10 protein-coding genes and 6 pseudogenes are annotated in these 14551 nt (G+C 68.7%); 9 read left to right on the plus strand and 7 right to left on the minus strand.

Annotated elements, in window-relative coordinates:
* Window positions 1–17: 17 nt before the first annotated feature.
* The 3 genes and pseudogenes from P2424_RS01330 to P2424_RS01340 all read right to left on the minus strand — a co-directional run.
* Window positions 18–1502 (minus strand): alanine/glycine:cation symporter family protein, encoded by a 1485-nt coding sequence (locus tag P2424_RS01330; protein WP_276473966.1) that lies wholly within the window; start codon window positions 1500–1502, stop codon window positions 18–20.
* 500 nt (window positions 1503–2002) lie between these two features.
* A complete protein-coding gene (locus P2424_RS01335) occupies window positions 2003–2797 on the minus strand; it encodes a MerR family transcriptional regulator (RefSeq protein ID WP_276473967.1) in 795 nt (264 codons plus the stop codon).
* Window positions 2798–2812: 15 nt separating this feature from the next.
* Window positions 2813–3544: pseudogene (locus P2424_RS01340) on the minus strand (ABC transporter permease); the annotation flags it as partial.
* 222 nt (window positions 3545–3766) lie between these two features.
* On the opposite strand from P2424_RS01340, the gene P2424_RS01345 reads away from it, so the two are divergent.
* From P2424_RS01345 to P2424_RS01375, 7 genes and pseudogenes are all read left to right on the plus strand, one after another.
* Entirely contained in the window at window positions 3767–4030 is a 264-nt protein-coding gene (locus P2424_RS01345; RefSeq protein ID WP_276473969.1) for a DUF6406 domain-containing protein, read from the plus strand.
* Window positions 4031–4454: 424 nt separating this feature from the next.
* A complete protein-coding gene (locus P2424_RS01350; RefSeq protein WP_276473970.1) occupies window positions 4455–4991 on the plus strand; it encodes a hypothetical protein in 537 nt (178 codons plus the stop codon).
* Between the two features lie 138 nt (window positions 4992–5129).
* Window positions 5130–5693 (plus strand): annotated as a pseudogene (locus P2424_RS01355) (XRE family transcriptional regulator).
* 201 nt (window positions 5694–5894) lie between these two features.
* A pseudogene (locus P2424_RS01360) lies at window positions 5895–6091 on the plus strand (DUF6247 family protein); the annotation flags it as partial.
* A gap of 228 nt (window positions 6092–6319) precedes the next feature.
* Entirely contained in the window at window positions 6320–7927 is a 1608-nt protein-coding gene (locus P2424_RS01365; RefSeq protein ID WP_276473971.1) for an NACHT domain-containing protein, read from the plus strand.
* Between the two features lie 369 nt (window positions 7928–8296).
* On the plus strand, window positions 8297–8605 hold the full coding sequence (locus tag P2424_RS01370) for a transposase (protein WP_276473972.1): 309 nt from the start codon (window positions 8297–8299) through the stop codon (window positions 8603–8605).
* The gene (locus tag P2424_RS01375) at window positions 8602–8787 is read left to right on the plus strand and encodes a hypothetical protein (RefSeq protein WP_276473973.1); all 186 of its coding nucleotides are present in this window, start codon (window positions 8602–8604) and stop codon (window positions 8785–8787) included. The genes P2424_RS01370 and P2424_RS01375 overlap by 4 nt, the downstream gene beginning before the upstream one ends.
* On the opposite strand, the pseudogene P2424_RS01380 reads toward P2424_RS01375, so the two are convergent.
* A pseudogene (locus P2424_RS01380) lies at window positions 8773–9544 on the minus strand (transposase family protein). The gene P2424_RS01375 and the pseudogene P2424_RS01380 overlap by 15 nt on opposite strands.
* A 112-nt stretch (window positions 9545–9656) precedes the next feature.
* Window positions 9657–10494 (minus strand): annotated as a pseudogene (locus P2424_RS30935) (ATP-binding cassette domain-containing protein).
* Window positions 10495–10805: 311 nt separating this feature from the next.
* Between P2424_RS30935 and P2424_RS01395 the strand changes: the two are divergent.
* Window positions 10806–10960 (plus strand): annotated as a pseudogene (locus P2424_RS01395) (IS110 family transposase); the annotation flags it as partial.
* Here P2424_RS01395 and P2424_RS01400 read toward each other — a convergent pair.
* Entirely contained in the window at window positions 10947–11240 is a 294-nt protein-coding gene (locus tag P2424_RS01400) for a YciI family protein (RefSeq protein WP_276473976.1), read from the minus strand. The pseudogene P2424_RS01395 and the gene P2424_RS01400 overlap by 14 nt on opposite strands.
* 69 nt (window positions 11241–11309) lie before the next feature.
* Here P2424_RS01400 and P2424_RS01405 point away from each other — a divergent pair, with 69 nt between their 5' ends.
* A complete protein-coding gene (locus P2424_RS01405; protein ID WP_276473977.1) occupies window positions 11310–11960 on the plus strand; it encodes a Crp/Fnr family transcriptional regulator in 651 nt (216 codons plus the stop codon).
* Window positions 11961–11995: 35 nt separating this feature from the next.
* On the opposite strand, the gene P2424_RS01410 is transcribed toward P2424_RS01405, so the two are convergent.
* Entirely contained in the window at window positions 11996–14248 is a 2253-nt protein-coding gene (locus P2424_RS01410) for an AAA family ATPase (RefSeq protein WP_276478777.1), read from the minus strand.
* Window positions 14249–14551 lie beyond the last annotated feature (303 nt).

Consider the following 14551-nt stretch of genomic DNA (forward strand, 5'->3'; position numbering starts at 1 on the left):
GACGGCGCCGGTGCGGCTCAGCGCTTCTCGGCCGACGCCTTGGCAGTCTCCGCCGCGGCGGCCCGCTCGCCTTCCCAGCACTCGATCTCGCCGGGGAGCTCCGGCAGCCGGTCCCGGACGAACGTCGGGTCCAGGCCCTGGCGGCGCTGGGCGCGGTAGTCGTCCAGCAGCTTCCACGCGATGGCCGACAGCGGCAGGATCGCCACCAGGTTGACCAGCGCCATACTGCCCATGAAGACGTCCGCGAGGTTCCAGACCACGTCCACCGAGCCGAGCGCGCCCGCGAACACGGCACCCAGCACCAGGATGCGGAAGCCGGGCAGCACCCAGCGGCGGCCCTTGGCGCCTGTCATGAACTGCAGGTTGGACTCGCCGTAGTAGTAGTTGCCGATCAGGGTGGAGAAGGCGAGCAGGAAGACGACCAGCGTCAGCACGTGCCCGGCCCAGCCGCCGAGGGAGTCCTCCAGAGCGGTCTGCGTCAGGTCCGCACCGCCGCGCTCGGAGAGCGAGGGGTTGGTGGTGAGGATGACGAAGGCGGTCATCGAGCAGATCAGCAGCGTGTCGAAGAAGACCCCGAGGGTCTGCACCAGCCCCTGCTTGACGGGGTGCGAGACCTCGGCCGTCGCGGCGGCGTTGGGCGCCGAGCCCAGGCCGGCCTCGTTGGAGAACATGCCGCGCCGGATGCCCTGCTGGATCGCCGCACCGATCGCGCCGCCGGCGACCTCGCGGAAGCCGAAGGCACCACCCACGATGTCCGCGAAGACCCGCGGCACATCGGAGATGTTGAGGATCACCACCGCGAGGCCCAGCAGCAGGTAGATCACGGCCATCACGGGGACGACGAGCTGGGTCACCGTCGCGATGCGCCGGACACCGCCGAAGATCACCAGGCCCAGCAGCACCATGACGGCGATGCCGGCGCCGGCCGCCGGGAAGTCGTCGCCGAAGGAGCCCTTGGTGACCGAGGCGATGGTGTTGGACTGCACCGCGTTGAACACGAAGCTGAACGTCAGCGTGATGACGACCGCGAAGACCACACCCAGCCAGCGCTTGTTGAGGCCGCGCTGCATGTAGTAGGCGGGGCCGCCCCGGTAGGTGCCGGACTCGTTGCCGTCCTTGTCCCGGTTGCGCACCTTGTACAGCTGCGCGAGAGACGCCTCCACGAACGCGGACGAGGCGCCCAGCAGCGCCATCACCCACATCCAGAAGACCGCACCGGCCCCGCCGGCGGTGATGGCGGCGGCCACACCCGCGACGTTGCCGGTGCCCACCCGGGCCGCGGCGGAGATGGTGAAGGCCCCGAAGGACGACACCTGCTTGCGGCCGTCCGGCCCCGGCTGGGCCTTGTCGCCGAGCACCCGCACCATCTCGGGGAGCAGCCGCAGTTGCACCCCGCGGGACCGGAGCGTGAAGTACAGGGCGGCACCTACCACCAGGGGGATGAGGAGATAGGTCCAGAAGACGTCGTTGACGTCGAGGATGAGGGAGTTGAGCGAATCCACGCGGCGTCCTCGGGAAGATCACGGTCGGTGCACGGGGCGCCGACCGGGGGACAAGTTCCGGAAAATCTTCCGTAGCGTACTTGTCACCCCGGACAGCCCGCAGCGCTCGACGGTGTGCCCTGCCTCACACCCCGTGCCGGAGGGCTTGCGCACCCTCCGGCACAGCGGTATTCGAGCATCGGCGAGAGCCGGGTCACACGGCGGGGTACGACGGGGCGCCCGGCGGGTGCGAGGTGCCGCGCCGCGTGCACGCACCGTCACAGTGGGGACGTCGTTCCACGGGCCTGCCCGCTCCCGGCGCGGCCGGCCCGACGACCGGCGCCCCTGCGCGGACGCTCACCACCCGGATCGATGCGACGGAAGGCACCGGCGAGCCTCGGAGGCCGACCTGGCGGGCACGGTCCAGCGGATCTTTCCTCATCCGCTTCGGCATGCTGTGTCCGCAGAGGCCGTGTGCGGGCGATCCCGTGTGGCCATTGCACCAGGACCCCGGTCCGCCTTCAGGACGGCGGCAGCTCAGTGTCGAGTCTGTCGGCAGGCACTTGCTCGATGCGGGTCCAGCCCCTCCAGCCCCGCTCCTCCAGGATCGCCAACAGCCGTGCGGCGTGTGGTGAGGACTCGACCATGGTCGAGTCCAGCAGGTCGACGAACTGGTCGTCGATGCCGTCGTCGGCACCCATCTCGCCGGCCTCCACAGCCCGCATCATCAAACGCTCCATGAATGCGGCGACCTCGACGACCCGCGGATCGTCGGCCGGCCAGTCGAGTGCCCCGCTGAGAAGGCCGTAGAGCTTCACCATGTCGGGGTCGTCCAGTTCCTCGTGCTTCTTGGCGATCACGGAGTCGATGGAGTGCGGCACCTGGGCGGCGATCATGATCCAGGCGTCCCGCTCCATCTCGATGTACCGCTGCTCAACGCCGAGACCGCGCAGCCGGTCGAGGTAGCCCACGACGCTCTGCGGGAGCGCCAGGTGCTCTCCGGCGGCAAGCCTGGCGAGTCGGCTGCGGGTGTCCCGCAGCCGCCGGATCTCGGCACGCAGGGCCGTGTCGACCTCCTGGACAGCGCCGGCGAACTCCTGCGGGCCGGCGTCGAGGAGTTCCTGCACCCGAGCCAACGGCACGCCGGCGTCTGCGAGGGTCCGGATCCGGATCAGTCGCACGACCGCGGCAGCGTCGTAGTTCCGATATCCGGACCGGTCGCGCTCGGGCTCCGGCAGCAACCCGATCCGGTGGTAGTGGCGTACCGCCCGCACTGTCACCCCGGCGTACGCCGCCAGCCTGCTGATGGTGAGCATGGGTCTCAGACTGTCTCAGGCGATCTTCCGGCGATAGGCGGCCATCGCGAAGACGTACGCCACGACGAGGATGCCGACGCACCATGCGAGGGCGGTCCAGATGTCGTCTCCGACCGGTTGCTGGGCGAACAGGTCGCGGATCGTGTTGACGATCGATGTCACCGGCTGATGTTCGGCGAACCAGCCTACCGGGCCGGGCATCGTCTTCGTGGGCACGAACGCCGAACTGACGAACGGCAGGAAGATCAGTGGGTAGGCGAACGCGCCCGCCCCCTCGACCGACGACGCAGAGAGCCCGGGGATCACGGCGAGCCAGGTCAGCGCCAGGGTGAACAGGAGCAGGATGGCGGCGACCGCGAGCCATGCCGACACTCCCGCCCCGGAGCGGAAGCCCATGAGCACAGCGACGCCCACGACGAGCACGAGCGCGATCAGATTGGCGACCAGAGAGGTGACGACATGAGCCCACAGCACACCCGACCGCGCGATCGGCATGGACTGAAACCGTTCGAAGAGCCCGCTCTTCACATCGACGAACAGCCGGTACGCGGTGTAGGAAATACCTGAGGCGATGGTCATCAGCAGGATGCCGGGCAGCATGTAGTTCACATACGAAACCGAGCCGGTATCGATGGCGCCGCCGAAAACGTAGACGAACATCAGCATCATGGCGACCGGTGTGACGGCGGTTGTGATGATGGTGTCCATGCTGCGTGTGACATGGCGCAGGGTCCGCCCCGTGAGCGCGACAGAATGACTGCCCCATCGTGGTCGGTACCCGGAAACCGAGCAAGGACGAGAGGCCGCTGCCCGATGATCTCTTCGGGGGGCACGCATACGAGGTCACGGAGATCGACGACCGCGGATGATCCACTTGCGGAACCCCCACAACAGGGATGATCCGCAGCCGATGACCTTTGAACAATTCCGGAAGACTTTCCTTCCCTTCTACACCACATTGGACCCGAAATGACTGCTCAGGAAATCGCCCTCTCGCCCAACACACAGGCGAACCGGGACATCGGAAGCTTCAGCGTCATCCATGTCTACGCCCCGGCGGGACAGGTGCCGACGGTCAGGCTCTCCGTCGGCACCGGAGGTACGGACACGCGCCACTCCCTGGCGCCCGGCGATGTCTTCCCTGTCCGGGACCAGGAATGGAAGCTCGACCACATCGACAACCTGGATTCCCCGACAGATGACTGGACGGTGGTCCTGGCCCGTGTGAAGTAGGGCCGTGGGTCAAGACCCACGGTCGGGCGCCGCTCCCAATTGTCTTGCCGAGAGTATGAGCCCTAGCTTCCAAAAGGCCGGGGCGGGTTGAGGCCTACTAGGGTTGGTTCAGAGCTCCGGTGATCACGGGTGTTGCTGGTCAGGGCGGGTTGATGAAGCCGAGCGGGCGGGTGTGGGGCTGGTAGGAGAGGTGGCTGGCGGAGCCCGGCGGCGATGCTGTGGTGGCCCGCGCTGCGCAGAGCGTTGATCGCGAAGTTGCGCAGGGACCTGATCGGCAGCACGACATACCCGGTCGCCGCCCCGGGAGAGGTGGATCCCTCCAGGAGTGAACCAGCGATACCCCGTTATGACGGGGATGCATAGTCTATCCTGAGCAGGCCGCCTCGGCCTCTCCGACCACGAGGCGGCCTCGCAGGGAGGCGTGATGATTCAGATCACTCTCGGCAAGAAGAAGGACGTCGACCCGAACAGCGATCCTCTTCGGCGCTCGCAGATCGGCTGGCGCGACGGGCTGTCCGATCGGCAGCTCTACGAGATCGCCCGCGGAGTCTGGGTGATGCCCGGTGCGCGCGTCGAACGCGAGCGGTTCGCGGTCGTCAACGGAGGCGGAATCATCCGCCTGGCCATGGAGGTCGACCGGGTTGTCGACGTCCCTGGTGGGCGCCGGGCTTTCGAAGGCCGCATCCTTGGTCCTGGACATCCCGTCTATGACCACTACGTCGGCAAGCCCGCCCCGAACGGTGCCCAGCAGAATCCCATCACCTACTTCGACTCCCCCCTGGGCAACCGTGAGTGCAATTGCGGATGCGGCAAGCCCATCAGCCGGGGTGACTTCCTCCCCGGCCACGACCAGCGGGCCATCCACGAGAGGATTGCCCGCATCGGCACCGTGAAGGACTTCATCGCCTGGTTCGACCAGACTTGGAAGCCCAACGAGGACCAGCAAGGCGATGCCGCATGAGGAAATGCCATCGAAGTGAGACGGAAACTGCGGGACATCCGATGAGACAGCAGCACAAACAGCAGGTCACCGCGGTCGGGGATGACAACGGCGGCCGGAACCTACACGACGCCGTACTGGACGAAGGGGAGTAGGGCCGTGGGAGAGATCGACGACGCCATCGAGCGTGCCGACCGGGAGGCGTTCACCAGGGACCCGCCCAAGACGCTGAGGGCCAGATCGGGTTCCTGCTCAAGCAGTTCGGCAGCGCGAAGGCCGTCGCCCAAGAGATCGGGGTCACCGCTGACTCCATCAACCGCTACCGGCGCGGCGCCCGCAAGCACGCCCGGGCCGACGTCGCCGCGAAGATTGAAGATTGATGAGGCCGTACGGCAGCGGTGGCAGCCGCTGGTGCGCAGGCGCCAGCAGAAGCAGGCCGCCACCACCGGCGGGATCACGGTGGAGACCCGGGCCCGGTTCGGCTACACCGCGCCCGTCGGCACAACCGACGACGGCCGCTTCCGCCGCCTGACCGTGCACCTTCCCGCGGCCTACGCGCAGCGCCTCTTCGACGCCCGCAACACGGGGGCCAGCGACCAGCAGATGCGCGGCATCATCGCCGAAGGATTCAAAGAAGTGTATTTTCAGGACGGCGGAGGACGTGCTATGGGACTGTCGGACGTGGAAATCAACGATATTGATTACCTCGATCTGGATTATTGACTAGAAGTGAAAAGCATGACCATCGACATGCCGCCCATCGACCGCAGCAAGAGCCCGTTGCCCGACGCTGACCACGATCCGGAACCCCCGGATGACCTGCTGTCCGAGCCGGTGCTCACCGAGACCATCGCCGCAGCGATGCTCCATGGCCACCCGGCGCGCGTACCGTGGCGGTGGATCCGCCGCCGGAAGGACCAGCTGATAAGCGCACAGCCCGACCACGCACCCGTCACGCCGTACACCCCGCGCCCGGGGCGCCGGCCGACCTCCTCGCCCAGCTGCGCGCCGATACCTGGGTGCCGGCCTTCGAACACGAGTGGGCCGCCGCCCTCGAGGAATCGCGGCGCACCTTCTCCCTCGCGCCGCTGTACGAGGTCCTCCAGGACTGGCAGGGCCGGCCTCGCCTCCGCCCCGTGAAAGAGCGGGGCCAGCCGACCGCGAAGCCCTCGCCCGCGTCGTCAACCAGCTGACCCCGGAAATCCGGCAGCTTCGCCAGCAGCCCGCAGTTCCCACCGCCGTCGTGCGTATCCTGCCCACTCAGCCTCAGTCGCCCGCTGGATAGGCAAGGGATCAGGGCGTCCCGTTGCTATCGTTGCGGCGCTGACGAAGCGGCACAGGGGGCGCAGATGAGGCGAGTTGGCGGGAAGTCGCGGCGGCCCCGGGTGGGCTGGGCCCTCGAGACCCTGGCCGTCGGACTGGTGCTGTTCCTATCCCTCGAGGCAACGGCGGGGCTACTTCCGGACGTGGTGAAGTCCGTTGTGGGCGACACACCGCGCAAGATCACGATCGCCTTGGTCGTCCTGGCAGTCGTCGCCTGCATCGCTCTCTACATCCGCCACCTGCACGCCGAGGTGGAGGCCGCTGCTGCGGCCGAGGACATCGGCGAGGAACAGATCCGGCGCGAGCGCGCGGGACTACTCCAACGCGTGCACAGCACGTGGACACGGCACCTCCACCTGCGGTGGAACGACGCCGTACGCATCGAGGTCGGTCTGCAGGACACCCCGGCCGCCGTCCACGACCCGTGGGGGCCACGCGAGGTGACGACGAACACGGGCACGTCGCTGCCCGACGACACCACCATGCGGGACATATTCGAGCAGCACGGCCATCAGCTGCTTGTACTCGGTGCGCCGGGAGCCGGAAAGACTGTGCACCTCCTGGAGCTGACGGCCGCCCTAGTACGGGAGGCACAGGCGGACGCCGAGGCGCCCGTGCCCGTCTTCCTGCTGCTGACGAACTGGCGTGGCGGCTCGCTGGAGGACTGGCTGATCTCGGAACTGCGCAACCGGTACCGGGTCTCTTCTACGGTCGCGTCCGTACTGCTTGCCCAGGGACGACTCTGCTTCGTGCTCGACGGATTGGACGAGGTGGACCCGGAGCAGGCAGAGGAGTGCGTTGCGCGCATCAACGAGTTCACTTCCGCCGACGGGCACCCGCACTGCCTCCTCGTCCTTTCCTGCCGCTTGGCCGACTACGACCGCATGCGGAACAAGCTGACGGTGAACGGAGCGGTCACCGTGCAACCGCTGCCCGTGCACGCCGTGCACGCCTTTCTGAATGCTGCCGGGCACCGGGTATGGGCACTGCGCGCGGCCGCGGCGGCGGACCCCGATCTCGCCAGGGTGCTGACCACTCCGCTGATGCTGGGCATCGCCGTGCTCGCCTACTCCGGTGTGGACGAGGGCTCGGTGTCCAGCTTCGGAACCCTGGAGGAACGTCGCGGACTGGTCTACGACGCGTTCGTGGAGCGGATGGTCACGCGTGATCGCACCCTGCGGGGCGAGCACACCACCGCGCAGTTCACCCTGCGCCAGGTCCAGAGCCGTCTGCTGCTCATGGCACGGGTCATGAAAAAGTACCAGGCCACGGTCATCTACCCGTTGAATTTTTTCCAGCTCGAATTCCAGGCATCTCCCGAGGTGTTAGACGAGATCTACCACGGTAGGACGTTCCTGCGGGCGGCGACGGCGCCACCCAGGGCCCTGTACAGGTCCTCGTCGGTCTTTGCAACCGTCATCTCCGGCTACATGCGCATCGCCACGCACTTGCTCTCCCGGGAAGCCTTCCCCTACCTGCAGAAGGACTTCGTCAAATTCGCCCGCGAACGTGCCCTCCTGCGGGCCTCGGGGGACGGAGTGGCCTTCATCCACAAGACGTTCCAGGACCACCTCGCGAAGCGAGTGAACGCCTTGACTCTCGAGCAGCAGCGGGAACTGTATAAACAGTCCTAGTCCTGACCACCGCATCCGTACACGGTACTCAGAGACGCCTAAGCGCGTATCCAGAAGTTCGCAGCTTCGTAGGTCTCTGGACGAGCCTCATCGTGCGTACCGTACGTCACCGCAACACGCTGAACTTGGCAGAGAAGACGACCCCGAAGGCGAGGACGTCCGGCACGCCTCCGTCGGCCAGCTCTCCCTCACCTACTGGGTGAACAGGCCCCTGTGCCGCCTGTCCGTCCTGAACATCACCTGGCTCGGATAGCCACCGGTGCAGGTGCCCTGACCCTGGCACCGCAGCTGCCGGGAGCAGGAGGTTGGGCTTGATTCGGTTTGACGGACATTCGAGATCAGGGGCGTCGCCCCGGAAGGATGTCCATCATGGAGAGCATGGGGAAGAAGAAGCCGCGTCCTCGCCGCTCGTTCACGCCGGAGTTCAAGGCCGAGATCGTTGAGTTGTGTCAGCGCGGTGACCGCTCGATCGGCCAGATCGCCAAGGACTTCGACCTGACGGAGACCGCGGTGCGGCTGTGGTTCCACCAGGCCGGGACCGACGCCGGCCGGCTACCCGGGCTGACCAGTAGTGAGAACGAGGAACTCGCCCGACTGCGCCGGGAGAACCGGCGTCTGCGCGAAGATGTCGAGATCCTCAAGCGGGCCACGGCTTTCTTCGCGACGGAGACCCGGTGAACATCGACCCGTTCATCGAGGCGGAGAAGCAGGCAGGCCACAGCATCAAACGCGTCTGTGAGCTGCTGAAGGTCTCCCGTGCCGCCTTCTACTGCCACCGCACCGGCGTCCCCGGCGCCCGTGCGCTGCGTGATGCGGAACTGAGCGGGAGGATCAGTGAGGCTTTTTCATCGTGCGTCTGAGCTGGCCTGATGGAGGGTGAGGACGGCCTGGACGAGGGCGGTGATGCGGGTGGTGGAGCATCGCAGCTTGCGCAGGAGTCGCCAGTTCTTGAGGTTGGCCATGGCCTGTTCGACGAGAGCGCGGATTTTCGCGTGTGAGCGGTTGACGGCTTGCTGGCCTGCCGACAGCGTCGCCCAACGGCCCCAGTAGGGCACGCGTGTGGTGCCGCCCGCGCCTCGGTATGCCTTGTCGGCCCAGCACCGTGTGCCCGCTTCGGTCAGGGCGCCGATGATGCCGTGGGTTCGCGCGGCCCTGACGTCGTGGACGGCTCCGGGCAGAGCGGGCGAAGCCCACAGCAGGCGTCCTGCCGGGTCGGTGATGACCTGGACGTTCATGCCGTGCTTCTTGTGTTTCCCGGAATAGAAGGGCCGGTCGGCAGCGATGCGGTCGATCGGCAGCACGGTGCCGTCCAGGATCACATGCGCCTTCTCCCGCACGGCCATCATGGCCTGATTCCAGCGTGGGCGCGCGTGCGGCCAGGAGATCGACGGCCTCGCGTATGTACCGGTAGACCGTCGCGATTCCGACGCGGAAACCTGCTGCAAGGCGGGCGTACGTGTCGCCGCATCGAAGGTGAGCCAGGACGAGCAGAGCCTGTCGGCCACAAGTCAGGCGACGCCACCGGGAGCCGATCTGACGTCGGTGACCTGCGAGGAGACCGGAGAGGTGTTGCAGGGCACGGCTGGACAGATCGATACCGGACGGGTAGACAAGCACGCGAAAGCTCCTGGCGGACTGGTGATCTTGGTCGTGAACCCGTCTACCAGGAGCTTTCTTCATGCCCACCGCCGGGGTCGCGCGCCCAACCACCCATCAGGTTGGAAACGGCTCAGTGTCGTTGAAGAAGTACGCGGTCATCCTCGCCCCCCCCAGTCGGCGTGCCGGCGACGTCGCTCGTGTCGGAGCCCCCGACGACGGAGAGGAAGATCTCCTCGAGAGACGGCTGCTTCTCGACGTATTCGACCTTGGCGGGCGGGAAGAGCTGCTTGAGTTCGGCGAGGGTACCGTTCACGATGATCCGCCCCTGGTGGAGAATCGCGATCCGGTCGGCCAACTGCTCGGCCTCGTCCAGGTACTGCGTGGTGAGCGTCACCGTCGTTCCATGGTCGGCGAGCTCCTTGACCGCATCCCACACCTCGATGCGCGCCTCGGGGTCGAGACCGGCCGTCGGCTCGTCCAGGAAAATCACCGGCGCATTCCCGATGAGGCTCATCGCGATATCCAGCCGGCGGCGCATCCCACCCGAATACGTGGACACTCGCCGCGCGCCCGCCTCGCTCAGCGAAAAACGCCCCAGCAGGTCATCCGCGAGCATGCCCGGGTTCTTGAGGTGGCGCAGCCTGGGCGAGGAGTACGAGGTTCTCCCGACCGCTGAGGATCTCGTCGACGGCCGCGAACTGGCCGGTGAGACTGATGGACTCCCGCACGTTCACCGGTCGTCCGGCGACGTCCAAGCCGTTGACGCTCGCCGCCCCCGCGTCGGCTTTCAGAAGGGTGGCGAGGATCCTCACGGTCGTGGTCTTGCCCGCCCCGTTGGAGCCGAGCAGGGCGAAGATGCTGCCCGGCTCCACATCGAAGTCCACACCACGCAGCACTTCCAGCTTCCCGTAGGACTTCCTGAGACCTTGCACACGAATCGCCGGACCGGCGATCGACTGGGCTGTCATAGTCATCTGCCTCCTTCGCGGAGCTGTTCCAGGCGTCTTCGCGGAAGCTCCTCCCGGAGGATGCAGGGTTGGCCCGACGTCAAGGTCAAGTCCGTTCCGACCACGGCAGCCAGACCACCGACCGCGTGGACACACCGCGGCGGTGATCGTTTCGACCACCGAGCGCAGCGAAGCGGGTGGGCCGCCCCAGGGAACTCAGTGCCGCGGTCGAACTCCTCGGCGTGGAACCGGGCGGAGAGGCCCGCCCCGGTTCCGACAGCACCCTGCTCACCCTGCTGGATCTTCTCTTGCTCCACGTCCTGTCCGAAGAGCGGGAAACCAACCGCGTCCAGGGCGCCTGCTCACCCGGTCCCGCCCGAGCGTGGAGCGTGTCCTGGGCCCCCGCCCGGACCACCCGGCAGTCGCCTGGCTGAGGTGCCGCACCGCCGGCACGCAGCGTCACGGCGAGGGCGTCATGCCCCGGGCCCGTCCTCCGCTCCCGGCGCGGCCGGACCGACGACCGGCGCCCATTCGCGGACGCTCACCACCCGGACTCCCGGTGTGCGGTAGTACGGGTCGGCGGACAGGACGGCTTCCAGCTCGGAGCGGGATGCATCGAAGATCAGCGCCGCGCCGCTGTCGTCCGTCCAGGGTCCGGCGGCCACGAGCTTGCCCTGTGCGTGCAGGTCGGCGAGCTGCTTCCGGTGCGCCGGACGGGCCGCGAGGCGCTCGGGGTCATCGGTGAAGGCGAGTTCGAGAATCAACATGCCGCAGACGGTATGGTAGCAGGCGTGACCAGGTCTGTATCAACTGCTACAGCCGAGCAGTGCCGCTCATTGGCTCATGTTCCCCTGCTGGCTTCCCTCCCGGACGACGCCCTGCGGCGGGTGTGGCGCGACTCACTTCCGCAGACGGCGGCCGCCGGAACGGCTCTGGGCCGGACCGGCGACCCCGCCGCCCACCTTCTGCTGCTGCTCCGGGGACGGGTGGCCGCCGCCACGACGACACGGACGGGCCGCGTCGTCCGCTTCGGGGAGTGGGCGGCGCCCTGCGCGCTGGACAAGGTGGCCGTCATCGACGGTGCGGGGCACACCGCCACCTTCACCGCGCTCACCCCCTGTGCCGTACGGCGCCTGCCGCGGGCGCGGTTCCTCGAACTGGTCGACGGCACGGCGCAGGTACGCACCCATGTGCTGCGCGTGCTCGCCGACGACGCGAGGCGGCAGCAACAGCGGCTGATCGCGGCGGCCACGCTGCCCGCGGAGGCCCGGGTGGCGGCCTGGCTGCTGGAGCAGGCCGCAGCAGCGCCGGGCACGCGCGTAGTGCTGCCCGGCGGCCAGCAGGCACTGGCCGACCTGCTGGGGGTGACCCGCGTCACGGTGAACCGTGCGCTGGCCCGCCTCCGGCGGGACGGGCTGCTCGAGATCCGGGGCAGCACCCTCGTCCTTCTCGCACCGGGCCTGCTCGCGCTCCGCGCCGGGGGCTGAGGAGCTCAGCCCCCGGCGCGGCCCGGGCTCCGGGGTCAGGCCGGGCCCGCCGCGTCCTCACCGTCCAGCACCTCGGCCAGCGGCGCCGGCAGGGGCGCCGCGTGCAGCAGGCCGAGGCTCTGCGTGGCCCGGGTCAGCGCGACGTACAGGTCGCTGGTACCGAACTCGCCGGGCTCGACGACCAGCACCCGGTCGAACTCCAGGCCCTTGGCCTGCCGGGGGTCGAGGAGCACCAGATGCCGGGTGAGGTCGGGCTCACCGCCCTCGACGATCCCGGGCAGCCGGGGGGCGAGTGCCGCGTGCAGGCGACGGGGGGCGATCACCGCGAGGCGCCCCTCCTCGGGGATCCGCGCCGCCGCCGACTCGGCGACGGCCGCGGGCAGACCCTCCTCCCGCACCTGCCGGGCCCAGGGACGGGTGCCCGTGGAGCGGACGGAGGAAGGGGGCGCGAAACCGGGGTGCCGCTCGCGTACAACGGCAGCCGCGAGCTCCATGATCTCGGCCGGGGTGCGGTAGTTGACTCCGAGCCGGGTGTGCTCCCAGCGGTCCCCGAGATAGGGGCCGAGGATCCCGTCCCAGGAGCCGACGCCGGCCTCCTCCGCGGTCTGCACCGGGTCGCCGACCAGGGTCATGGAGCGGGTCGGGCAGCGGCGCATCAGCAGCCGCCAGGCCATCGGTGAGAGCTCCTGCGCCTCGTCCACGACGATGTGGCCGAAGGCCCAGGTGCGGTCGGCGGCGGCGCGCTCCGCGGCCGTGCGGTGGTCGGCCTCCTCCTGGCGCTCGGCCATCCGCTCGGCGTCGATGACGTCGTGCGCGCCGAGGATCTCCGACTCGGCGTCCTCGAACTCGTACGACTCCGAACCGCGGGCGACCTCCAGCACTCCTTCCGCGTACGCGATGCGCTCCTGGCGTTCGGCCTCGGCCGCCGCCCGCTGCGCGCTGTCGTCCAGGCCCAGCAACTCGGCGGCTTCGTCGAGCAGCGGCACATCCGCGGCGGTCCAGTCCGCGGACCCGGTGACCGGGCGGCGGATCGCCTCGGCGTCGGGCTCGTCCAGGTGCACGGGGTCGGCCAGGTAGTCGGCGACGAACTCCTCGGGGGTCAGCTCGGGCCACAGGTCGGCGATCGCCGCATGCACGTCCGGGTTGGCCGCGATCGCCTTGCCGAGCTGCGCGACGTCGTCGGCGCCCAGCAGGTTGGGGCCGCCGTAGGGGTCGGTGCCGATGCGTTCGACGAGTTGCGCGGTGAGCGCGTCCAGTACCCGGAAGGCGAAGTGCGGGCGGGCCAGGTTGTGCTGGAGCCGGGTGGCACGGGCAGCCTCCCGGGCCTCGTCGGCCAAGTGCCAGTCGATGACCAGGTCGCCGTCGTCGTGCGGCACCACGAGCGGCTCACCCGGTTCGGGCACCTGCTGCCGGTCGCGGACGGCGAGCCGCAGAGCCTCCGCCATCTCCTCGCGGCCCTTGACCACGGCGGCGCGCGGGGTGTCGGTGCCGCGCGCGGTCAGGCCGGGGTAGAGCTCACCGAGGGTGGACAGCAGCACGCCGGTCTCGCCGAGCGAGGGCAGTACCTCGCCGATGTAGGCGAGGAACGCCGGGTTGGGGCCGACGATCAGCACCGCCCGCCTGGCGAGTGACTCGCGGTGCTCGTAGAGCAGGAATGCGGCCCGGTGCAGCGCGACGGCGGTCTTGCCGGTGCCGGGGCCGCCCTCGACGACGAGCACACCGCGGTGCGGCGCCCGGATGATGCGGTCCTGCTCCGCCTGGATGGTGCGCACGATGTCGCTCATCCGGCCGGTGCGGGCCGCGTCGAGCGAGGCGAGCAGGACGGCGTCGCCGGTGGGGTCCTCGTGCCCGGTGCGCTCCTCGTCCCCGAGGTCGAGCAGTTCGTCGTGGATCTCGGTGACGGTGCGGCCCCGGGTGGTGAGATGCCGTCGTCTGCGCAGGCCCATGGTGGTGTGGCCGGTGGCGAGGTAGAAGGGGCGGGCCACCGGGGCGCGCCAGTCGATGAGGACCGGGGTGCGTTCGGTGTCGTCCTCGCGGATGCCGATGCGGCCGATGTGGTACGACGCCCCGTCGGTGCGGTCGATCCGGCCGAAGCACAGGGAGCCGTCCACGGCGTTCAGCGCGGCCAGCAGCCCGGAGCGCTCGGCGACCCGCACGTCCCGCTCGACGCGTGCCTGCTGGGTGCTGCCCTCCGGCTGCTGCGCCTCCCGGACGGCCGAGGCCGTCCGCCCGCGCAGTGCGTCGACCCGCGTGTAGAGGCGGTCGAGGTATTCCTGCTCGTGCTGCAGTTCCGCACTTCCCCGATTTGACAAAACGGCTCCCTGCCCGGTAATCTCATTCTTGGTCGACAGCCCTCTACGGAGGGCTTTTTCTGTGTGCACACACAGAAATCCGGAGCCTAGCCAAGAAGTTCCCCGGCCCGCAATGCGGAACCGGAGAAGTGCGGTCACCGGGCACCCGCTGGAGTGCCCCGTCCCCGCACCCGGGCGGACACGCTTGCGGGATGCGGGGACGGGGACAGCAGAGGGAGGGGCTTCGCCGCTGACCTCACCGGCCTCCGGATGAACGAGGCCGGGTGAATGGACGTCCGA

Origin of the sequence: Streptomyces sp. WMMB303 (assembly GCF_029351045.1) — a bacterium.
Lineage (GTDB): Bacteria > Actinomycetota > Actinomycetes > Streptomycetales > Streptomycetaceae > Streptomyces.